The sequence below is a fragment of the Burkholderia sp. S-53 genome (genome assembly GCF_025560745.1).
GTDB classification, from domain to species: domain Bacteria; phylum Pseudomonadota; class Gammaproteobacteria; order Burkholderiales; family Burkholderiaceae; genus Burkholderia; species Burkholderia pyrrocinia.
Map to the genome: position 1 here is coordinate 3,296,763 of NZ_CP090484.1, position 20,701 is coordinate 3,317,463.

The 20,701-nt window shown below is 67.8% G+C and carries 18 protein-coding genes and 1 pseudogene; 11 read left to right on the plus strand and 8 right to left on the minus strand.

The window, feature by feature from the left end; translation table 11 throughout:
* Positions 1-3 precede the first annotated feature (3 nt).
* From gsiD to LXM88_RS36840, 3 genes are read left to right on the plus strand one after another with little or no spacing between them, the layout of a single operon-like run.
* Entirely contained in the window at positions 4-897 is an 894-nt protein-coding gene (gene gsiD / locus LXM88_RS36830) for a glutathione ABC transporter permease GsiD (protein WP_262544371.1), read from the plus strand.
* Positions 897-1,979: a DmpA family aminopeptidase gene (locus LXM88_RS36835; protein WP_262544372.1), complete on the plus strand. Its 1,083-nt coding sequence runs from the start codon at positions 897-899 to the stop codon at positions 1,977-1,979. Before gsiD ends, LXM88_RS36835 begins: the two co-directional genes overlap by 1 nt.
* A complete protein-coding gene (locus LXM88_RS36840; protein WP_262544373.1) occupies positions 1,976-2,803 on the plus strand; it encodes a M55 family metallopeptidase in 828 nt (275 codons plus the stop codon). The genes LXM88_RS36835 and LXM88_RS36840 overlap by 4 nt, the downstream gene beginning before the upstream one ends.
* Before the next feature lie 35 nt (positions 2,804-2,838).
* Here the strand turns inward: LXM88_RS36840 and LXM88_RS36845 are convergent.
* Positions 2,839-3,099: pseudogene (locus LXM88_RS36845) on the minus strand (alpha/beta fold hydrolase); the annotation flags it as partial.
* 101 nt (positions 3,100-3,200) lie between these two features.
* On the opposite strand from LXM88_RS36845, the gene LXM88_RS36850 reads away from it, so the two are divergent.
* Positions 3,201-3,980, plus strand: a complete 780-nt coding sequence (locus LXM88_RS36850) for an AraC family transcriptional regulator (protein ID WP_262544374.1) — start codon at positions 3,201-3,203, stop codon at positions 3,978-3,980.
* Between the two features lie 463 nt (positions 3,981-4,443).
* Here the strand turns inward: LXM88_RS36850 and pcaG are convergent, their stop codons facing one another.
* The 3 genes from pcaG to LXM88_RS36865 all read right to left on the minus strand — a co-directional run bounded on the left by pcaG (position 4,444) and on the right by LXM88_RS36865 (position 6,589).
* Complete coding sequence (gene pcaG, locus LXM88_RS36855; protein WP_262544376.1) at positions 4,444-5,037, minus strand: protocatechuate 3,4-dioxygenase subunit alpha; 594 nt, start codon at positions 5,035-5,037, stop codon at positions 4,444-4,446.
* A gap of 3 nt (positions 5,038-5,040) precedes the next feature.
* Complete coding sequence (gene pcaH, locus LXM88_RS36860; protein WP_072436602.1) at positions 5,041-5,748, minus strand: protocatechuate 3,4-dioxygenase subunit beta; 708 nt, start codon at positions 5,746-5,748, stop codon at positions 5,041-5,043.
* Between the two features lie 277 nt (positions 5,749-6,025).
* Positions 6,026-6,589, minus strand: coding sequence for a YiiX/YebB-like N1pC/P60 family cysteine hydrolase (locus tag LXM88_RS36865; RefSeq protein WP_262544377.1), 564 nt, complete (start codon positions 6,587-6,589; stop codon positions 6,026-6,028).
* Between the two features lie 120 nt (positions 6,590-6,709).
* Here LXM88_RS36865 and LXM88_RS36870 point away from each other — a divergent pair, with 120 nt between their 5' ends.
* The 4 genes from LXM88_RS36870 (at position 6,710) to LXM88_RS36885 (ending at position 9,367) form a co-directional block, all read left to right on the plus strand.
* Positions 6,710-7,447, plus strand: coding sequence for a helix-turn-helix domain-containing protein (locus LXM88_RS36870; protein ID WP_262544378.1), 738 nt, complete (start codon positions 6,710-6,712; stop codon positions 7,445-7,447).
* 77 nt (positions 7,448-7,524) lie between these two features.
* On the plus strand, positions 7,525-8,511 hold the full coding sequence (gene pcaQ / locus LXM88_RS36875) for a pca operon transcription factor PcaQ (protein ID WP_262544379.1): 987 nt from the start codon (positions 7,525-7,527) through the stop codon (positions 8,509-8,511).
* Between the two features lie 127 nt (positions 8,512-8,638).
* Positions 8,639-8,998: a type II toxin-antitoxin system RelE/ParE family toxin gene (locus tag LXM88_RS36880; RefSeq protein WP_262544380.1), complete on the plus strand. Its 360-nt coding sequence runs from the start codon at positions 8,639-8,641 to the stop codon at positions 8,996-8,998.
* 72 nt (positions 8,999-9,070) lie between these two features.
* Positions 9,071-9,367 (plus strand): helix-turn-helix domain-containing protein, encoded by a 297-nt coding sequence (locus LXM88_RS36885; protein ID WP_262544381.1) that lies wholly within the window; start codon positions 9,071-9,073, stop codon positions 9,365-9,367.
* A gap of 100 nt (positions 9,368-9,467) precedes the next feature.
* Here the strand turns inward: LXM88_RS36885 and LXM88_RS36890 are convergent, their stop codons facing one another.
* The 3 genes from LXM88_RS36890 to LXM88_RS36900 form a co-directional block, all read right to left on the minus strand.
* Positions 9,468-10,742, minus strand: a complete 1,275-nt coding sequence (locus LXM88_RS36890; protein WP_262544382.1) for an APC family permease — start codon at positions 10,740-10,742, stop codon at positions 9,468-9,470.
* Between the two features lie 134 nt (positions 10,743-10,876).
* On the minus strand, positions 10,877-15,382 hold the full coding sequence (locus LXM88_RS36895; RefSeq protein WP_262544383.1) for a DEAD/DEAH box helicase: 4,506 nt from the start codon (positions 15,380-15,382) through the stop codon (positions 10,877-10,879).
* Positions 15,383-15,611: 229 nt separating this feature from the next.
* Positions 15,612-16,136: a metal-dependent hydrolase gene (locus LXM88_RS36900; RefSeq protein WP_262544384.1), complete on the minus strand. Its 525-nt coding sequence runs from the start codon at positions 16,134-16,136 to the stop codon at positions 15,612-15,614.
* 399 nt (positions 16,137-16,535) lie between these two features.
* Here LXM88_RS36900 and ggt point away from each other — a divergent pair, with 399 nt between their 5' ends.
* Positions 16,536-18,257, plus strand: a complete 1,722-nt coding sequence (gene ggt, locus LXM88_RS36905; RefSeq protein WP_262544385.1) for a gamma-glutamyltransferase — start codon at positions 16,536-16,538, stop codon at positions 18,255-18,257.
* Between the two features lie 84 nt (positions 18,258-18,341).
* Here the strand turns inward: ggt and LXM88_RS36910 are convergent, their stop codons facing one another.
* Entirely contained in the window at positions 18,342-19,757 is a 1,416-nt protein-coding gene (locus LXM88_RS36910; protein WP_412524165.1) for a TolC family protein, read from the minus strand.
* Positions 19,758-20,038: 281 nt separating this feature from the next.
* Here LXM88_RS36910 and LXM88_RS36915 point away from each other — a divergent pair, with 281 nt between their 5' ends.
* Both LXM88_RS36915 and LXM88_RS36920 read left to right on the plus strand, forming a co-directional pair.
* A complete protein-coding gene (locus LXM88_RS36915; protein ID WP_262544387.1) occupies positions 20,039-20,212 on the plus strand; it encodes a hypothetical protein in 174 nt (57 codons plus the stop codon).
* Positions 20,213-20,435: 223 nt separating this feature from the next.
* On the plus strand, positions 20,436-20,621 hold the full coding sequence (locus LXM88_RS36920) for a hypothetical protein (RefSeq protein WP_096474560.1): 186 nt from the start codon (positions 20,436-20,438) through the stop codon (positions 20,619-20,621).
* The last annotated feature ends 80 nt before the right edge of the window (positions 20,622-20,701 follow it).

The window sequence follows — 20,701 nt, forward strand, 5'->3', positions numbered from 1 at the left end:
TTCATGAACGCGACTGTCCAGCCCGCGGCGCCGGCCGCATCGACCGCGATCCGCACGCCGTGGCGCGAATTCTGGCGCAAGTTCCGCAAGCAGACGGTGGCGCTCGTCGCGGGCGGCTTCGTGCTGGCGCTCGTCGTGCTGGCATTCGTCGGCCCGCACATCGTGCCGTTCGATCCGGAGAACTATTTCGACTACGACGCGCTGAACGCGGGCCCGTCGGCCGTGCACTGGTTCGGAGTCGATTCGCTCGGCCGCGACATCTTCAGCCGGATCGTCACCGGCACGCGCATCTCGCTCGCGGCCGGCTTCTTCTCGGTCGCGCTCGGCGCGCTGATCGGCACGATCTTCGGGCTGCTCGCCGGCTACTACGAAGGCTGGTGGGATCGCATCACGATGCGCATCGCCGACGTGCTGTTCGCGTTCCCGGGCATCCTGCTCGCGATCGGCGTGGTCGCGATCCTCGGCAACGGGATGATCAACGTGATCTGCGCGGTCGCGATCTTCAGCATCCCGGCGTTCGCGCGGCTCGTGCGCGGCAACACGCTGATGCTCAAGCACATGACCTACGTCGAGGCCGCGCGCAGCATTGGCGCGTCGGACTGGACGATCATCATGCGGCACATCCTGCCGGGCACCGTGTCGTCGGTCGTCGTCTACTTCACGATGCGGATCGGCACGTCGATCATCACGGCCGCGAGCCTGTCGTTCCTCGGGCTCGGCGCACAGCCGCCGACGCCGGAGTGGGGCGCGATGCTCAACGAGGCGCGTGCCGACATGGTGACGGCGCCGCACATCGCGGTCTTCCCGAGCCTCGCGATCTTCCTGACCGTGCTCGCGTTCAACCTGCTCGGCGACGGGCTGCGCGACGCGCTCGACCCGAAGCTGGAGCGCCGCTGATGCGCGTTGTACCGATGTGGACGGCGACGCTGCCGGCCGGGCCGCGCGGCACGATCGCCGACGTGCCGGGCGTGACGGTCGGCCATTGCACGCTCGATGCCGGCAACGTGCAGACCGGCGTGACCGTCGTGAAACCGCATCCGGGCGATGTGTACCGCAGCAAGGTGCCGGCCGGCGCGGCCGTGATCAACGGCTTCGGCAAGAGCGTCGGGCTCGTGCAGGTCGACGAGCTCGGCACGCTCGATACGCCGATCGCACTGACCAACACGTTCGGCGTCGGCGCGGTCGCACAGGCGCAGATCCGCGCGGCGATCGCCGCGAATCCGCAGATCGGCCGCGACTGGTCGACCGTCAACCCGCTCGTGTTCGAGTGCAACGACGGTTATCTGAACGACATCCAGGCATTCGCGGTGACGGCCGCGCATTACGACGACGCATGCCGCGCGGCGTCGCGCGACGTCGCACGCGGCGCGGTGGGCGCCGGGCGCGGGATGTCGTGTTTCGACCTGAAGGGCGGAATCGGTTCGGCGTCGCGCGTCGCCGTCGCGGCCGGCCGGCCTTATACGGTCGCCGCGCTCGTGCTCGCGAATTTCGGCCGGCTGCCGATGCTGACGCTCGGCGGCGTGCCGCTCGGGCGCATCGTCGCGCAACGGCGGGCGGCCGGGGCCGCGCACGCGGCGCCGCCCGAGCAGGGCTCGATCATCCTGGTGCTCGCGACCGATGCGCCGCTCGATGCGCGGCAACTGTCGCGGCTCGCGCGCCGTGCGGGCGCGGGGCTGGCCCGCACGGGCTCCGTCTACGGGCACGGCAGCGGCGACATCGCGCTCGCATTCTCGACCGCGTACACGATCGCGCACGACGCGTCGACCATCGCGCTGCCGGCCCTCGTGGCCGATGCGGCGCTCGATCCGCTGTTCATGGCCGCGGCCGAAAGCGTCGAGCACGCGATCGCCGATGCATTGCTGCAGGCCGTGACGGTCGCCGGGCGCGACGGCCACGTGCGGCAAGCGCTGCGCGACGCGGTGCCCGATCTCGATCACCTGTTCAACGAAGACAACGAAGGACGTTCTACCCAGTCATGAAGATCCTGATCTCGACCGACATCGAGGGTGTCGCCGGTGTATTTGCGACCGAACAGACGCGCGCCGGCAATCCGGAATACGAGCGCGCGCGCCGCTGGATGACCGCCGAGGCAAACGCGGCGATCGAAGGCGCGTTCGCGGGCGGCGCGCAGGCCGTCTGGATCAACGATTCGCATGGCGGCTATCGCAACCTGCTGCCCGACGGGCTCGATGCGCGCACGCGCGTCGTGCTCGGCAAGCCGCGCACGCTCGGGATGATGGCGGGCCTCGAACAGCAGCCCGACCTCGTGTTCATGATCGGCTATCACGCGAAATCACAGACGCGCGGCGTGCTCGCGCACACGATCAACAGCTTCGCGTTCACGCAGGTCTGGCTGAACGGCGTCGAACTCGGTGAAGCCGGGCTGTACGGCGCGCTGGCGCGCGAATATGGCGCGCACGTCGCACTGGCAACCGGCGACGACGTGTTCGCCGAGGAAACGCAGCCGCTGTTTCCGGGCGCGCGTTTCGAGACCGTCAAGACGGCCGGCGGTGCATCGAGCGGCGACACGCTCACGCCTGCCGCATCGTGCGCCCGAATTGCAAACGCCGCGCGCGAGACGGTTGCGCAGGCGCTGTCGACAGGCTTGCGCGCGGGCGCCCACCAGCCCGCGCCGGCCGCTTGCACGCTGCGCGTGCAGACGGCCGCGCTTGCCGACCTGTTTTGCGTGCTGCCATCGCTCGAGCGCGTCGATGCGGTGACGCTGCGCTTCGACGGGCCGTCGGTCGAGCATGTGGTGCGCACGCTGAACAGCCTGTCGGCGATGTCGTTCATGCTGCGGTGATGCGCGCCGCAACGATGCCGCTTGCATGCGGCGTGTCAGTCGCCGGCGACGGAGTGCGGTGCCGCGGCGAGCAGGAACGCTTCCATCGCAGCGACCAGCGCGAGCGGCGTCTCATTCATCGGATAGTGGCCTGCGTTGCGCGGCACGTCGGCGGCGCGCTCGAATAGCGCACGCCGCTCGACGTCGAACGGCAGGCCGCCGCACGGCACGGGTGCGATCGGCATCAGCGCGCGTACCCGTTCGGGCGCGACGGCGGCGATTTTCTCGATCGCCATGCCGTCCATCGAATGGCCGACGGGTCTTGCGGCCGTCAGGTCGCGCAAGCGTGGAGCGGATCGTAGATGGATCGAAGGAGACCCGCCTTCGATATCGGGTCATTGATGATGGAATTCGGGCCGTGAGAAATACGCTGTTAGATCCCTACGAACATATTCCGCGGAGCGTGGTCGTGACCGCCAACGACTATGCGGCGGGCACGACGTTTCCGGAACACGCGCACGGGCGCGGGCAATTCGCGTTCGCGTCGCGCGGCACGATCAGCGTGTCGACGCCGCACGGCCGCTGGCTGGTGCCGCCGCAGCGTGCGTGCTGGGTGCCGGCCGGCGTGCGGCACGAAATGACGATGACCGGGCCGGTCACGATGCTCAACACGTTCGTGTCCGGCGACGCCGCGCAGGAAGCGGGCCTGCCCGGGCAGTGCGGCGTATATGGCGTGTCCGCGCTGCTGCGGCAACTGATCGACGATGCGATCGACCTGCCGGCCATGTACGACATCGACGGCCGTGCGGGCAAGCTAATGGCGCTGCTGGTCGCGGAAATCGCGACGATGCCGCGCCTGTCGCTGCATGCGCCGCTGCCGGCCGACGCACGGCTCGCGAAGGTGTGCCGGCACCTGTTCGCGTCGCCGTCGATCGCGGCCGATCTCGACCGGGTGGCCGCCGACGCGGGCGTGAGCCGGCGCACGTTTACGCGGCAGTTTCGCGCGCAGACGGGCGTGAGTTTTGCCGCATGGCGTCAGCAGGTGTGCATGCTCGCGGCGATTTCGCGCCTGAGCGACGGGCAGCCGGTGACGCGCGTCGCGCTCGATCTCGGGTATGCGAGCGCGAGCGCGTTCACGTCGGCGTTTCGCCGCATTCTGGGCGACACGCCAAGCCGGTATCTGGAGATTCGGCGCTAGGCGCGAGGATTCGGCGGCGCGCGCCACGCCCGATCGCCGGTCGCAGCCGCAAAAAAATACGCGCCTGCCCGGTTCGGTCAGACGCGTTTAAAGGCACTCGGTCAGAAAAAATGCGCGCACAGCCAGCGGGCCGGTGTCGCGCATTGCTTGCGGGATTGTTGCCTGCTCCGATTCAATCCTGTCGGCGCGCAGTGGATACCGAAGAATACGCCGCATAACGCGCAAACGATATCGTGTTGGTCCGACGATTCATGTGCTGTCGCAGCATGCGTTTCAATCGCGCGTTCGATGTGGGGGCAGAAGCCCCAACCAATGGACATCGGCAACCGTGTTCCGGCGCGATGCGGCGCAGCATCGAAAGATTGCGACGACACACGAAAAACGCCGCGTGGCGCGATCCCTGTCGGTATCGCGTCACGCGGCGGTGCGTCGGCATCCGAACCGGCCTGCGCCGGTGCATGCGTCACACGTCGAAGAACACCGTTTCGTCCGGCCCCTGCATGCGGATGTCGAAGCGGTAGACGACCGGGCGGCCCGGCTGCGCGTCGCGTTTCGCGACGAGCGTCGCGCGGCGCTCGGCCGGCACCGCGTTCAGCACGGGGTCGGCTGCGTTCGCCGCGGCTTCGTCGTCGAAGTACACGCGCGTGAACGCGTGGGTGAGGATCCCGCGCATCATCACGGTCACGTTGACGTGCGGCGCTTCGTCGGCGGCGATGCGGCCCGGCTTCACCGTCTCGACGACGAAGCGGTGCTGCGCGTCGGTGCCCGTGCCGACCCGCGCGAAACCGGTGAAGCCGGATTTCGCGATGTCGTCGCGTGACGCCGGGTAGCGGCCGGCGCCGTCCACCTGCGTGAATTCGAGCACCGCATCGCCGACGACATTGCCGTCGCCGTCGAACACCTGCCCGACCAGCAGCACGTGCTCGCCGTCGGCGTGCGTCGCGGCGATCGTCGGCGAGAACAGGCTTTTCAGGTCGTAGTCGTATTGCTGCGGGCACAGGCCGTATGCGAAGTACGGGCCGACCGTCTGCGAAGGGGTTTGCTTCAGCGTCGTCATGGTTCAGCGCTCCATCGGGGTAGCGTCGCGGCCGCGCAGCACGATGTCGAATTCGTAGCCGAGCGCATAGCCTTCTTCGGTGATGTCCATCGAGAAGCGCGAGATCAGGCGATCGCGCGCGGCCTCGGGCGTGCCCTGGAAGATCGGGTCGTACGCGAGCAGCGGGTCGCCGGGGAAGTACATCTGCGTGACGAGACGCGAGCCGAAGTAATCGCCGAACAGCGAGAAGTGGATGTGATTCGGGCGCCACGCGTTCGGATGGTTGCCCCACGGATACGCACCGGGCTTGATCGTCAGGAAGCGGTAGCGGCCTTCGTTGTCGGTCAGGCAGCGGCCTGCGCCGAGGAAGTTCGGGTCGAGCGGCGCGTCGTGCTGGTCGACCTTGTGCACGTAGCGGCCGGCCGCGTTCGCCTGCCACACCTCGACGAGCGTATTGCGCACGGGCTTGCCACCTTCGTCGAGCACGCGGCCCGTGACGACCATGCGCTCGCCCAGCGGCTCGCCGTTCTTCACGGCGTTCTTCGTCAGGTCGTGGTCGAGCGCGCCGAGATCTTCGGCGCCGTAGACGGGCGCGTACTGGTCGCGCAGCTTGTCCTTCAGGGGGATCAGCGGGCGGGTCGGGCCGCGTTTCACGGACGAGCGGTACTCGGGGTGGACATAGGCCGGATGCGACGGCCAGTCGCGCGGCGTGAGGATCGTGGGGGAATCCATCGGGCGTCTCCTGATAGGTATTTCGCGAAGTGGATGGCAGGACTTTAGCCAATCCGGAAAGTTATGCAAAATGACCTTTTTTCTCTAGACGCATAACGGTTAGTTATGTTCTCGGCGCCAATGAAAAATCCGCCGGACAGGATGCCTGTCCGGCGGATGAAAGCGATCGGGCTTCGCGTCGTCGGTGACGACCCCGTGCACGGCCCTCCAGCCAGCCCGTCGCTATTTTTTGTCTTTTGTTCTTGTTGTTATCCGGCCTCCCTGAGCCTGCCCGTTGTCATTTGCAGCCGGGATCGAACACGATCCCGTCGAATTCGAGCGACAGCGTGCCGCTGCGCAGCAGCGCGGCCGGCGTCGCCGCCTGGTCGGCACCGATCACGTCGCTCACGTATTGCGTGCAGAACCCGCGCCGCACCCGCAGGTTGAAGCGGTTGCCGAGCAACGCGTCGATCCGCTGTTCGGCCGTTGCATGCAAACGGCGCTGTTCGTCGGCGGTCGGTGCAGCGATGCGGCGCGCCAGTGCGATGCGTCCGCCGTCGGTATGGGCGACGAAGCGCGACAGGGGCGTGAGCCTCGTCCACGCAAACGCGGGCTCGGCGATCACGGGTTCGTCGCCCGACGTATCGACGACGATGCCGAAGCGGTTGGCCCATGCACCCGTCGTGCCGGCCGCGTCGCGCCGCGAGCCGGCCGGCACGCGGATGAACACGAGATCGCCGACATGCGCGCTGGCGGCCAGCGTGCGGGCGGTGGCGAGCGGCATCGTGCGATCCGTGTCGCGTGCATCGCGCGGTGCGGTGTGCTGCGGTTCGTAGGCGGCGGTTTCGGTGCGAGTGGCCATTTCGGCTCCGTCGTTGAGTGACAGGACGGAGCGGATTATGCAGACAAGTATCCAAAAGTGTTCATCTGTACGCGCAGGTAGCCTAATATCCGACCTGAAGCATCATTTTTCGATACCAAAATGACCGAAACCGCCCAACTCATCGAAACGCTGAAGCGCCAGTTGAAGGCGCAGGGAATGACCTACCGCGACGTCGCGCGTGCGCTCGACGTCTCCGAGACGAGCGTGAAGCGGCTGTTCGCGAGCGGCCGCTTCACGCTGGAGCGCGTGGCGGAGATCGCGCAGTTGCTTGGCTATACGCTGGCCGAGCTCGTGCAGGAGGCATCGGCGTCGGCGCCGAGGCTGCACGTGCTGACCGAGCAGCAGGAGGCGCTGCTCGTGTCGGACGAGAAGCTGCTGCTCGTCGCCGTCTGCGCGATCAACTACTGGACCGTGCAGGACATCGTGTCGGCCTATCGCCTGACGAAGGCCGAGTGCGTGAAATACCTGTTGATGCTCGACCGGATGAACGTCGTCGCGCTGTTGCCGGGCGACCGGATTCGCGTGCGTGTCGCGCGCGATTTCGACTGGCTGCCGGGCGGACCGATCCGCCGTTATTTCCATGCGCACGCGCTTGGCGATTTCCTCGACAGCCGCTTCGATGGCGCGGGCGAGACGATGACGTTTTCGCAAGGGATGCTGACGGAGGCGGCCGCTGCGGAACTCGAGCTGGAATTGCGCCGGCTGCGCAGCAAGGCGGCCGCGCTGCATGCGGAGTCGTCGTCCGCGCCGCTCGGGCAGAAGCACGGTACGGGCCTGCTGATCGCGAAGCGGATCTGGGAGCCGACCGGTTTCCACGCGCTGCGGCGTGACGCGTGACGTTTCACCGAATGCTTGGGCTTATCCGGAAAGTTATGCAAAATGGCAATTCATCGCCATTCGCATAACCACTCGTTATGAATAACCGTATCGCCGACGGCCGCGTCAAGTTCCGGCACCTGCAGTGTTTTCTTGCGGTCGCGCAGTTGGGCGGCGTGCAGAAGGCGGCCGAAAGCCTGTCGATCACGCAGCCGGCCGTGTCGAAGACGATCGCGGAACTGGAGGCGATCCTCGGCGTGAAGCTGTTCGAGCGTGGCCGGCAGGGCTCGCAGCCGACCCGCGAAGCGCAGTTGTTCATGCCGCATGCAAACGCGTGCGTGCTGGCGCTGCGGCAGGGCGTCGGGCTGCTTGCGCGCGAGGGCGGGGCCGCCGCCGCGACGCTGGAAATCGGCATGCTGCCGACCGTGGCGGCATCGCTCGCGCCCGCGTTGATGAAGGCGCTGGCCGAGCGCTGGCCGCGCATCGTCGTGCGGATCGCGACGGCCGCGAACGCCGATCTGCTGGAGCGCCTGAAGTCCGGTGCGATCGAATGCGCAATCGGGCGACTGTCGGAGCCGGAGCGAATGATCGGGCTCGCGTTCGAGCAGTTGTACAACGAGCCGCTCGTCGCGGTCGTGCGTGCAGGGCATCCGCTGCTGTCGAGCGCGGCGCCGGCCACCGAGCTCGCGCGCTATCCGGTCGTGCTGCCGCCGTACGGCACGCTGATCCGGCAGTCGGCCGAGCAACTGCTCGGCGCATGCGGCGCGCCGCCGCTGGATTCGTTCATCGAGGTGCTGTCGGTATCGGTCGCGCGCGCGCTCGCGCTCGAGAACGACGCGGTGTGGTTCGTGCCGCTCTATGCGGCCGAATACGATCTGTCGGCCGGTGCGCTGGCGCGCCTGCCGTTGCCGTCCGCGGGTACCGACGAACCGGTCGGGCTCATTCTGCGCACCGATGCGCAGCCGACGCCGGTCGCACGGACGCTGATCGATGCCGTGCGCGACATCGCCCGGTCGCGGTTCGGCGACAAGCGCCCGCATCGGCCGCCACGCGCCGCGCGCAAGCCGGCACGCGGCGATCGCTGATCGTTCGGGCCGCGCAGCAAGCCCGGCTCAATCCCTTTCGCCGCTTCCGGATTGGCCATCCGGCCAGTAGCCGTCCTCGTCGTGCTTGGCATATCGTATCGTTTTTGGTACGATTGGTGGCAAGACGATGGCGAGACAGCAGATCCAGGTCACGCTCGGCGTGCGGTTCTTTCGCACGGGCCGAGGCAACGAGCCGGTGCGCGAATGGCTCAAGGCGCTCGGGCAAGTGGAGCGAAGGGCGATCGGCGAAGAGATCAAGACCGTTCAACTCGGCTGGCCGCTCGGCATGCCGCTGGTCCGGAAGATGGCGAAGGATCTGTGGGAGATCCGCGTGATGCTGCCAGGGCGGAGCGCCCGCGTGCTGTTCACGGTCGTCGGCGACACGATGGTCCTGCTGCACGGCTTCTTCAAGCAATCGCGGGCCACGCCGTCGGACGAGCTCGACGTCACCGTCGCGCGCCTGAAGGCGCTGACGCACGCCATCTGAATTCCCGGTTGCGCCGGAACCCGCCGTCTCCGACGGTCAGGCAGCCGGCAACGCCATGCATTGGAGTACGACATGACGACCACGAACAACCCGCATATCGGCAGCGACTTCGATACCTTCCTCGAAGAGGACGGCAATCTCGAAGCGGCCACCGCCACCGCGATCAAGCGCGTGATCGCGTGGCAGATCGGGCAGGAAATGAAGGCGCAGCACATTACGAAAACCGCGATGGCCGCGCGGATGAAAACCAGCCGTGCCGCGCTCAACCGGCTGCTCGACGAAACCGACACGAGCCTCACGCTGGCGACGCTCGCGAGCGCGGCCGCCGCGCTCGGCAAACGGCTCAGCTTCGAGCTGGTGGCGGCCTGACCGGCGCGATGCGCGCGGCAATCCGGCCAACGATCAGGCCGGCGATTTGCCGGCGCGTCGCCGCGTGCGGGCGGGCGTCAGCCCGCGCATGCACGGCGGGTCATTGGCGCGGCCCGGTCACCTGCAGATAAAGCAGTGCGCCGCCCGCGAGCAGCAGCGGGCACAGGATGTACCAGCCGGTCGTCAGGAACAGCCCGGCAACCGCAACCAGCGATATCCACGCGCAGCGGTAAGCGATGCCGCCGCGCGGCAGCAACTTCAGCGCGGCGGCCGCCCCGAGCCCATACACCATCACGAAACACCCGGACGTCACGAGCACGAGCGGTTTCGGTCCGACGCCCGAGATCGTCGTCGCGGCCAGCGCGACGGCCGCGAGCACCGCGATCACGCCGAGGCTGCGGCGCGGGACGCCGCCGACCTGGCTGCCTTGCGCGAGCCACGCGGGCAATGCGCCGTCACGCCCGAGCGCCGCGCCGAGCTTGGCCGCGCCCGCGAAATACGCATTCATCGTGCCGAGCGTGAGCAGCAGCGCGGCCGCAGCCGCGAGCACCTGCGCATGACCGCCGATGCCGCCCGCGATCAGTTCGGCGAGCGGCGCGCCCGATGCGCCCGCGGATGGCCCGAGCACCGTCACGCTCGCGGCGGCGACCGACAGATACAGGAACCCGACGACCACGACCGCGATGCCGGCCGAGCGCGGCATGTCGTGCGCGGGCCGGCGGAATTCGGCCGCGAGATGCGTGATCGCTTCCCAGCCCGCGAAGCTCCACACGAGCAGCGCGGCGGCCTGGCCGACCGCGAGCCAGCCGTGCGGTGCGAATGGCTGCAGGTTCGCAGTGCGCGCATGCGGCGCAGACGCCAGCACCGCGGCGAGCAGCAGCGTGACGAGCAGCGCCGACAACACGAGCTGCATGCGGCCCGATACGGTGACGCCGAATGCATTCGCGGCCGACACGGTCGCGATCAGCGCGGCAGCCGTGACGATCACCGTCGTGTGCCCGCCGCCCGTGACGGCCGCGACGTACGCGCCGCCGAACATCGCGGCGGCCGGCGCGCCGGCCGGCACCGCGAAATAGAAGCACCAGCCGACGATCGCCGCCGCTTTCGGCCCGAATGCGCGCCGCGCGTAGGTCGAAACGCCGCCCGCGTCGGGATAGCGGGCGCCGAGTGCGGCGAAGGTGGCCGCGAGCGGCCCGGACAGCACGACGAGCGCCGCCCACGCGAGCAGCGATGCCGGGCCGGCAACCTCGGCGGCCAGCGCAGGCAGCGCGATCACGCCGGTGCCGAGCACCGCGCCGATATACAGCGCGGCACCCTGGAAAATGGTCAGCGAGCCCGCGTGATGGGCGGCGGGCGAGTCGGCATGCGAAGTCATGAGCGGCAGTCTCCGGAAGTCTTGTTTTGTCTGCGCGCGGGAGCCCGCGCGGGCAATCGGTCGATGCTACCCGAACGATGACGGCAGCGCGGCCCGGCGATCAGTAGTCGGTGCTGAGTGCCTGTCGGCCGATGTCAGCAGTGGCGTGCGAGCCGCAGGCGCGCATCCTCGCGCGCGGCGGGCGACAGTTCGGGCGCGTAGTGGAACGCGCCCGACACGAGCGATGCGACAGGCACGCCGTCGCGGAACAGCACGCGATTGCCGGCCAGCGCCGGCACCTTGTCGCCGGGCAGCAGCGTGCCGGCGAGATTCAACGGGTCGGCGCCCGTCACGCAGACGTACTGCCCGTCACCGGGTTGCCGCCGCAGTTCGCGCAGGATCGGAATCGCCTCGGGCAGTGCGAACTGCTCGCCCGCGAGCCCGGCGACGAAACGACCGCCGCGAATCTCGCCGCGCGCTTCGAGGCGCTGCAGCACGCGCACGAGTTCGCGCCAGCTCGGCAGCCAGTCGGCTTCGCGTTCGAGCAGCCGCCAGAACACGACGCCATAGCGGCGCAGCAGCGTCCACGCGATGTGTTCGAGCGCGTCGGGATCGGTCTTGGCCGGGCCGCGCTTCGGCGCCGGTGCCTCGTCCGGCGGCGCCCGACGCTGCACGAGCGCCCAGCGGCCCGCGTCGTCCATCCCGCCGATCAGCGCGCCGCCGCGCCGTGTGCGCGGCGCATAGGTCGCACTGCGCTTGACGACCGGCTTCAGCAGCGCGCGCAGGCCCGCGTAGCTGTCCGCGTTGACGAGGCCGGCCGATACGAGCTCGCCGAGTGCCTGTTCGAGTTCGACGGGCAGCATGTGCAGGTCGTCGAGCAGCGCGTCGAAGAACATCGCGCCGTGCGCTGCGAGCGCATCGCGTACCTGCGTGGCCCGTGCGGACAGCGCCGGTTGCGCGTCGGGGTCGCGCAGCGCCTGCCAGGCGGCGAGGTGGCGGCGCGGCAGCAGCACGATCGGCGTCGTCTTCACGGGCGTGCCGGCCGCGCGCGCCGGCGCGCCGATGCGCGTCCACACGAGCTTGCCCGAGCGGCACAGCTCGTCGAGGCCGCCCGCCATGTAGTCGGTGAGCCGCGCGGGCAGCAGTGCGTCTTCCCACGCGCTCGCCGCGGCCTCGAAGCCTTCGAGCTGTTCGACCACGGCCGCGAGTGCGTCGCGGCCCGTGCCGCGCGTGTCGGGCGTCACGTGTTGCCAATGGAACAGGAAGCGCATGAAGTCGGCGCGCTCGACCGGTTCGATCTCGCGGCGCAGCCGCTTCACCGTATAGCGATGAATGCGCGCAAGCAGATGGCGTTCGCACCATTCGTCCGTCGTCGCGCCCGGCGTGAACCGGCCACGCATCACATAGCCTTCGCGCTCCAGCGCCGCGAGCGCCGTTGCGATCGACGCCGGCGGCAGGCCGAGCGGTGTCGCGATCGGGTCGAGTGCAAGCGGCCCGAAGCCGGTGAGCCGCGCGCGGATCACGTCGACGAGTGCGGCATCGGTTTCCCACGGTTGCGCGCAGGCGGCCGGCACCTTGAGCGCCGGTGTCACGCGTGCGTCGGGATGCAGCGCGCGCATGCACACGAGCCGTTCGACCGGCACCCACAGCGCGGCGCCGCCCGGCGCGACGAGTTTCGTCGCGCGGCGGCGATCCGCGAGTTCCGCGAGCCGGTCGGGCCAGCCTGCGTGTGCGTGCGCTTCGCTGTCGGCGATGCAGGCGAGCGTGAGCAGCGCGTCGTGCATTTCGTCGGCGTCGCGCACGAGCGGCCATGCTTCGTCGCGCACCGCATCGATCGCATCGGCGTCGAGCGCGCCGAGATCGTCGGCGGACTCGGGATCGCTCCAGCGGCGCGACTGCACGGCCTGCGTGCGACGCTCCTCGAGCGGCGCATCGTCGAGGAATGCGTACGGTTTCGCGTTCAGGATCTCGGCCGCGAGCGGCGACGGCGCGGGCAGGTCGCGCGCGACGAGCTCGATCGCGCCGCTCTCGATCCGGCGCAGCAGCGCGAGCCAGCCGTCGGTGTCCATCGCGTCGTGCAGGCAATCGTCGAGCGTCTGGTCGACGAGCGGGTGATGCGGTATCTCGCGTTCGCCGACGATGTTCTCGAGGCACGCAACCTGATCCGGGAACACGGTCGCGAGCAGATCCTCGCTCTTCATCCGCTGCAGTTGCGGCGCGGTGCGCCGGCCGCCCGTGAAGCGCGGCAGCGCCAGCGCGGTCGTCGCGTTCCAGCGCCAGCGCACGCCGAACATCGGCGCGTCGAGCAGCGCCTGGACCAGCACGTGCTCGGCGCTGGCCGAACGCAGGTAGCGCCACACTTCGTCGAGCGCGAAGCTGTGCGCGAGCGACAGCGACAGGATGATCGCGTCGTCGGTCGCGGCGGCCTGCAGCTCGAAGTTGAAACTGCGGCAGAAGCGCTTGCGCAGCGCAAGCCCCCACGCACGGTTGATGCGGCTGCCGAACGGCGAATGGATCACGAGCTGCGTGCCGCCCGATTCGTCGAAGAAACGCTCCATCACGAGCGTGTCCTGCGTCGGCAGCGCGCCGAGCGCGGCGCGCGTGCGGGCGAGGTAGTCGGCGATCTGGTGCGCGGCGTCGGGCGACAGGCGGAGATCGTCGACGAGCCAGCGTAGCGCGGGCGCAAGGCGGCTTTCGGCGGGGGCGATAGCGGTGCCATCGGCGTCGTTTCGCAGATCGACAGCGGAGCCTGTTTCGACTTCCGCCTTGGCTTTCGCCTTGCTTCGCGCGCCCGTCTTGCTCACGGCCTCGCCGCCCGCGCGCTTGCGTCCTCCGATGTCCGCCTGCCGGTCGCCGTCGGCGAACAACCCGTCGAGCCGCGCGCGCAGCCGGCCGACCGCCGTCGACAGCTCGTCGCTGCGCCCCGGCGCCTCGCCGAGCCAGAACGGGATGTTCGGCGACTGGCCCTGCGCGTCCTCGACGCGTACGCGGCCCGTTTCCACGCGAATGATCCGGTACGACTGGTTGCCCAGCTGGAACACGTCGCCGGCCAGGCTCTCGATCGCGAAATCCTCGTTGACGGTGCCGACCTGGATGCCCTGCGGTTCGAGCAGCACCGCGTAGTCGGCCATGTCGGGGATCGTGCCGCCCGACGTGGTCGCGGTCATCATCGCGTTGCGGCGCCCGCGCACCGTGCCGCCGACCACGTCGCGATGCAGGTACGCGCCGCGCACGCCGCGGCGGCTCGTGAAGCCTTCGGCGAGCATCTTCATCACTTCGTCGAAGCGCTCGCGCGTCAGCCGCGCGTACGGCGCCGCGCGCGTGAAGCTCGCATACAGCGCGTCCTCCTGCCATTCCGTGCACGCGACTTCGGCGACGATCTGCTGCGCGAGCACGTCGAGCGGCGCTTCGGGAATCCGCAATGTGTCGAGTTCGCCGCGCTGCACGCAATCGAGCAGCGCCGCGCATTCGACGAGTTCGTCGCGCGACAGCGGGAACAGCCGGCCCTTCGGCACGCCGCCGACGTGGTGCCCGGAGCGGCCGACGCGCTGCAGGAACGGCGCGATGCCGCGCGGCGAGCCGACCTGGCAGACGAGGTCGACGTCGCCGATGTCGATACCGAGTTCGAGCGATGCAGTGGCCACGAGCAGCTTCAGTTCGCCGCGCTTCAGGCGCTGCTCGGCATCGAAGCGGTGCTCCTTCGCGAGACTGCCGTGATGCGCGGCGATCGCTTCCTTGCCGAGCCGGTCCGCGAGATGGCGCGCCATGCGCTCGGCGGTGCGCCGCGTGTTGACGAACACCAGCGTCGTGCGATGCGCGGCGGCGAGCCCCGCTATCCGGTCGTATATCTGTTCCCACACGTCGGTCGCCATCACGGGTTCGAGCGGCACGTTCGGCAGTTCGAGCGCGAGGTCGCGCTCGCGCGCGTGGCCCGTGTCGACGATCGTGCAGTCGCGCGGCGCATCGGCCGGCCCGCCGACCAGGAACCGCGCGACCGCGTCGATCGGTTTTTGCGTCGCCGACAGCCCGATGCGCGGCAGCGCATGGCCGGCCAGCGCGTCGAGACGTTCGAGCGACAGCGCGAGATGGCTGCCGCGCTTGGACGATGCGAGCGCGTGGATTTCGTCGACGATGACCGAGCGCACGTTCGACAGCATCTGTCGCCCCGATGTGGACGACAGCAGCACGTACAGCGACTCGGGCGTCGTGACGAGGATGTGCGGCGCACGCTTGCGCAGCGCGGCGCGCTCGGCTTGCGTCGTGTCGCCGGTGCGCACGGCGGTGCGGATCGCCGGCACCGGCAGGCCGAGTTGCGCGAGCGATTCGGCGATGCCGGCGAGCGGCGCGTCGAGGTTCACGTGGATGTCGTTCGACAATGCCTTCAGCGGCGACACGTAGACGACGAGCGTCGCATCGGGAAGCGTGCCGTCGTGCGACAGCGCATCGCGTACCAGGTCGTCGAGCGCGCACAGGAACGCGGTGAGTGTCTTGCCGGAGCCGGTCGGCGCCGCGACGAGCGTCGACCGGCCGGCCTTGATGTGCGGCCACGCGAGCACCTGCGCGCCGGTCGGCGCGGCGAACGTGCGCCGGAACCACGCGGCGACGGCCGGGTGGAACACGTCGAGCGCACTGGCGGCAGGGCGGGTAGCGGTGACGTCCATCGAAGCGTTGAAATGGGGTGCGAGCGCGCGGACGAATTGCGCGCGAATCGAATCGTCAGTGTGCCAGACGTCGTGCGTGCGTGCCGGGCATCGCATGCCGCTCGGGCACGCATGTCGACGGTTCGGATTCGGATGGGGTTCCGCACCGCATTTGCAATGGACGGAAAGTTGCGTGCGCGCCGGCATGCCGATGGCGCGCCGGATCGCGATGACACGCGACTGCTTGCGACTACACGCGATGCAGCCAGCCGAGCCAGTGTTCGAGCAGCGGCGCGCGCGTCCACAGCGACTGCGCGAGCCACAGCGTGCCGCCCCATGCGGCGGCCACCACGATCAGGTCGCAATGCCCGCTGTTCCACAGGTTGAGCGAATGGCGCCGCCAGATCCACGGCACGCCGAGCGGGTTCGGCCAGTCGGCGAGCAGGTGCATCACGCCGCCGCACGCGAAGCCGAACAGCGGCGCGGCCCACAGCGGATGCGGATGATGGATGAGCCCGTGCCAGCCGAGCGCGAGCAGCGCGATCCAGCCGATGCCCCAGTGCGTGACGGTGCGGTGTGTGATCCACAGGCGGCGCTTGCGGCTCCACCATGCGACTTCGAGCCAGTCGGGCGCGGTGCCGCCCGCGACGCCCGCCGCGAACGCGGCGAGCATGCCGGTGTGCCACGGGCCCGTTGCACCGGTTTGTGCGACGAGGACGGCGGCGGCGACGCCGGCCGCGAAGCCGGACGCATGATGCGCGTTGTGTGATGCCATACGGAATGAGACGAAGAAACGTGAAGCGGCGCGTGAACGAAAGAACATGATGCGGCGCGAAAGCGGGGCGCTATCTTCGCAGATCGGTGTGGGCAACGGGAGGTTCGTCCGCAGATTTTTTTGTGTGCATGTGTTGCATGCATCGCGGTTCGCAACTTTCCGTTTTGTGCATTGCGTGATGACGCGTGATGCATGCAATCCCGACCGATCCGCACGCCTGCGTCGACGCGCCAGCGTGACCGGGCGCACACAATCGAAGCGCTTTCGTGGCGCGCCGCGTGTTCGACCCTTTTTGTCCCCCTATACTACGAAACCGGCATATGGCCGTCGGCGCGCCAGCGGCTATAAGCGGATCAGGTGCCTTTCCTGCCTGAACGAGATCCACATGGGGGACATGCAATGACTACGCTGAATCGCTTCAAATCATCCGCTGTCGTGCTTGCGACGGTGGCCGGCATCGGTTTCCTGCCGAACGCGCCCGTCTATGCGAAAGGGCCGCAGCCGGCGGTCCTGACGAGCTCGGCGGTCGCCGTGGCCGACAAGTACAGCGCGGATGCCGCGGAGCGGATCTTCAAGGAAGGCGGCAACGCGATCGACGCGGCCGTCGCCATCGCATTCACGCTCGCCGTCACGTACCCCGAAGCCGGCAACATCGGCGGCGGCGGCTTCATGACGATCTACAAGGACGGCAAGCCGTACTTCATCGACTACCGCGAGCGCGCGCCGCTCGCCGCGACGAAGGACATGTATCTCGACAAGGACGGCAACGTCGTCAAGGGCATGAGCCTGTACGGCCCGCGCGCGGTCGGCGTGCCGGGTACGGTCGCGGGCATGTGGGAAGCGCAGAAGCGCTTCGGCAAGCTGAAGTGGAAGCAGGTGCTCGCACCGGCGATCCACTATGCGCGCGACGGCTTCGTCGTCGACGAGCAGCTCGCGCAGCGCGGCGTCGACGCGTCGAAGGAGTTCGGCGGCAAGACCAACTTCGACAAGTACTTCTCCGGGCTGAAGGCCGGCGTGAACTTCAAGCAACCCGATCTCGCCGACGTGCTCACGCGAATCTCGAACGACGGCGCGGAAGGTTTCTACAAGGGCAAGACGGCCGAGCTGATCGCGGCTTCGATGAAGACCGGCGACGGCAACGGGCTGATCACGACCGAGGATCTCGCGCAATACCGCGCGGTGTGGCGCCAGCCGGTGCAGGCGAAGTGGAACGGCTATGACGTGATCACCGCGCCGCCCCCGAGCTCGGGCGGCATCGGCCTCGTGCAGTTGCTGAAGATGAAGGCCGACCTGAAGCAGGACTTCGAGGGCGTGAAGCTCAACTCGCCGCAGTACATCCACCTCGTCGCGGAAATCGAGAAGCGCGTGTTCGCCGATCGCGCGCAGTATCTCGGCGACCCGGACTTCTACAAGGTGCCGATCGCGCAACTGACTGCCGACGCATACATCGCGCGGCGCGCGGGCGAGGTCAACCCGAAGGAGCCGTCGGACACGAAGAGCGTGCAGCCGGGCCTCGGCACGACGATGCCGGAGAAGGCCGAAACGACGCACTTCTCGGTCGTCGACAAGTGGGGCAACGCGGTGTCGAACACGTACACGATCAACGGCTATTTCGGCTCGGGCGTGATCGCCGACGGCACGGGCATCGTGCTGAACGACGAGATGGACGACTTCTCCGCGAAGCCGGGCGTCGCGAACATGTTCGGCGTGGTCGGCAGCGACGCGAACGCGATCGAACCGAAAAAGCGCCCGCTGTCGTCGATGTCGCCGACGATCATGACCAAGGACGGCAAGGTGTCGCTCGTGATCGGCACGCCGGGCGGCTCGCGCATCTTCACGTCGATCTTCCAGGTGATCAACAACATCTATGACTTCAAGATGCCGTTGAAGGAAGCCGTCGGCGCGATGCGTTTCCATCACCAGCTGCTGCCGCCGAACACGATCTTCTGGGAGCCGTACCACCCGATCGAAGGCGAACTCGCGAAGCAGATCGAGGCACGTGGCTACACGCTGAAGGGGCAGGACTTCAGCGGCGACATCCAGGTCATCAAGATCGACGGCAAGACGCCGGAAGCGATGGCCGATCCGCGCGGGCGTGGCGTGACGCGGATCATCCACTGACGTGAAGCGATGCATGCGCGTTCGCGACGGCGGGCGCGCATGCCGTTGTGCGGCCGGGTGTTCGGGCCTGGCCGCGAATCGCACTCAGCTCCGGTCGCTCGCCGCATTGCTTTCGAGAAAACTGTCCACTGCCACCAGCGACTGCTCGTCGAGCGTGCCGAGCACGCTTTTCAGCTTCAACTGCAGCTTCAGTGCATCGAGATAGCTGTCGAACAGCTTCTGCCGGATGCCCGAGATGTCGCGCCGCAGGTTCAGCGTTTCGTACGTCGTGCTGTAGCCGACCTGGTGCGCCTTCATCGACGAATCGTACGCGAGCCGGGCGGCCTGCAGCGACTGCTGCAGCGCGCGGATGCGCTTGCCGACCGATTCGAGCGCGGACAGCGCCTCGCGATGATCGGTGCCCAGTTGCTCCTCGACTTCGCGCAGCCGGTTGCGGTATTGCTCGGTCACGTGCTCGGCCTCCACCTGCCGGTAGTACACGCTGCCGCCGGAGAAGATCGGGATCGTCACCTGCACGCCGAACGCGCTTTGATGGAAGTCCGAGCGATCGGTGAGCCCGCGCAGGTTCGGGTTGAGCCCGCGCGAGTACGACGCGAACAGGTCGACGGTCGGCAGGTGCTCGGCGCTGACACGTTTCGCGGCGAGCCGCGCGACCTGGACGTCGCGATAGGCCTGACGGTACGCAGGGTTGTCCTGCGGCGCGTAGTCTCCGGACGGAATGCGCGGCGACGACCCGCGCATCGCGAGCCGCGGCCAGCGCGAGAAATCGATCGTCGAACCGAGCAGCGTCTCGTAGCGCGCGCGGCGCGCATCGACGTCGGTCTGCGCAAGCGCCTCGTCGGATTGCGCGAGGCTGCGGCGCGCGTCGATCTCGGCCGTGTCGCCGATCGTCTTCATCCCGAGCTGCGCCATGCGCCGCGTATCGCTCTCGAGCCGCGTGAGCGCACTCACTTCGTCGTCGGCCGACTGCAGCTTCTCGCGCGCGCTCAACAGGTCGAAGCACGCATTCGCGACGCGCAGGATCAGGTCCTGCTTCGCGACTTCGAGCTTCTGCTTCGCCGATTCCTCGTACTCGGTCGCGCGCCGCATGTCGTACAGGTAGGGCACGTTGAACAGTGCCTGCGTGACCTGCGCGGCACCATACGCGGCATTGTTCGAGCCGCTGACGTCGATGCCGAACAGGTTCGCGTGCGTGCCGTAGCGCCCCCATTCGAGCTGCGCGGTGGCCTGCGGCAGCATCTGCGCGCGCGCCTCGGGGAATTTCTGGCGGGCCGCATCGTATTCGCTGCGCGCCTGCAGGTAGCGCGGGTCGTGCACGGCCGCGTACTGGTAAGCGGTGTCGAGGCAGAACGCATGCGCGTTCGCAGACATGCCGGCCATCGTTACAGTGAACAGTGTTACGGTTGCAAGTAGGGGATTCCACCTAGTCGAAAATCTTGATAGGGAATTACCCGTATCCGGCATCGCCGATCCGCGATTCGCGTACCTCGTTTCAAACATGGCCGTCTCCGTCTCCTGCCCATGCCGCAATGCATTGCGGCGGGATTTAAACGTCTTGAAATTGAAATTCAAACAGCGTGAATGACTGCTACCCGCGACGCATCGGAAAACGCGCCTGTAAGAGTGTGTCCTCCATTGAATTCCGATGCGCCCGCATGATAGCCTGATTTCGGCTCGTAATCGCAGTGATTATTAGATTAACAAGTCGCTAGGGATTAAAAGCCGTTTGTCTTTCAATGAAGGTTATTTGCATCATCTTTATTTTTTACGAGGAGAGAATGATGAAGGTCATGACGACGGAACAGGTCAGGAATGTGCATGGCGGCGGCGCGATCAGCTCGCTGGGTAGCCTCGCCGTTGACGCCGCGCCGATGGTGACCGCGCTCGGCCAGTTCCTGCCGAGCCTCGGCAATTACCTGCAGAACCCGAAGACGTTCAATAACACCGGCAAGTAACCGCCGTGCGCGGGGAGGCGCCCCCCGCGCGAAATGCCGCGAAACAGAAGGAAAAGAATCGATCGCCGCAGTGGAAATAAAGCGAATCCGAAATGAATTGATTCGGTTCGGGCGATTATCGGGAGGCAGGAGTGCCGGATTATCCGCGTAATAAAGTCAACGGCTATTGATTTTCAATTGGCTGACAGATTGCAGGCATTCCGACAATATAAAGGCCATAAAAATGCGAGACATCACGGAAGAACAGGCCCGCCAGATTCGCGGCGGCGCGTCGCTTTACTCCAGTTCGGCCGCCTATACGGTCGATCTCGTCAACCAGTCGATCGGGTCCACGCTGCAGGGCCTGATGACCCAGTACCAGACCCGCGCCGTCGAACAGTTCCGGATGTCGCTCGGCTCGTCGCGCTGAGCGGCCGGCAACACCGATCTTTCGTCGCAACCGGCCGCGCGCCGGCTGCGCCCATGCGTATCGCGCACGACCCGCCACGG

Bases quoted from the DNA above. Each gene is read 5' to 3' on its own strand.
- LXM88_RS36895 (WP_262544383.1), bottom strand. From the start codon at position 15,382: ATGGACGTCACCGCTACCCGCCCTGCCGCCAGTGCGCTCGACGTGTTC.
- LXM88_RS36900 (WP_262544384.1), bottom strand. From the start codon at position 16,136: ATGGCATCACACAACGCGCATCATGCGTCCGGCTTCGCGGCCGGCGTC.
- LXM88_RS36870 (WP_262544378.1), top strand. From the start codon at position 6,710: ATGACCGAAACCGCCCAACTCATCGAAACGCTGAAGCGCCAGTTGAAG.
- gsiD (WP_262544371.1), top strand. From the start codon at position 4: ATGAACGCGACTGTCCAGCCCGCGGCGCCGGCCGCATCGACCGCGATC.
- pcaQ (WP_262544379.1), top strand. From the start codon at position 7,525: ATGAATAACCGTATCGCCGACGGCCGCGTCAAGTTCCGGCACCTGCAG.
- LXM88_RS36880 (WP_262544380.1), top strand. From the start codon at position 8,639: ATGGCGAGACAGCAGATCCAGGTCACGCTCGGCGTGCGGTTCTTTCGC.
- pcaH (WP_072436602.1), bottom strand. From the start codon at position 5,748: ATGGATTCCCCCACGATCCTCACGCCGCGCGACTGGCCGTCGCATCCG.
- ggt (WP_262544385.1), top strand. From the start codon at position 16,536: ATGACTACGCTGAATCGCTTCAAATCATCCGCTGTCGTGCTTGCGACG.
- pcaG (WP_262544376.1), bottom strand. From the start codon at position 5,037: ATGACGACGCTGAAGCAAACCCCTTCGCAGACGGTCGGCCCGTACTTC.
- LXM88_RS36920 (WP_096474560.1), top strand. From the start codon at position 20,436: ATGCGAGACATCACGGAAGAACAGGCCCGCCAGATTCGCGGCGGCGCG.
- LXM88_RS36835 (WP_262544372.1), top strand. From the start codon at position 897: ATGCGCGTTGTACCGATGTGGACGGCGACGCTGCCGGCCGGGCCGCGC.
- LXM88_RS36910 (WP_412524165.1), bottom strand. From the start codon at position 19,757: ATGTTTGAAACGAGGTACGCGAATCGCGGATCGGCGATGCCGGATACG.
- LXM88_RS36865 (WP_262544377.1), bottom strand. From the start codon at position 6,589: ATGGCCACTCGCACCGAAACCGCCGCCTACGAACCGCAGCACACCGCA.
- LXM88_RS36890 (WP_262544382.1), bottom strand. From the start codon at position 10,742: ATGACTTCGCATGCCGACTCGCCCGCCGCCCATCACGCGGGCTCGCTG.
- LXM88_RS36885 (WP_262544381.1), top strand. From the start codon at position 9,071: ATGACGACCACGAACAACCCGCATATCGGCAGCGACTTCGATACCTTC.
- LXM88_RS36840 (WP_262544373.1), top strand. From the start codon at position 1,976: ATGAAGATCCTGATCTCGACCGACATCGAGGGTGTCGCCGGTGTATTT.
- LXM88_RS36915 (WP_262544387.1), top strand. From the start codon at position 20,039: ATGAAGGTCATGACGACGGAACAGGTCAGGAATGTGCATGGCGGCGGC.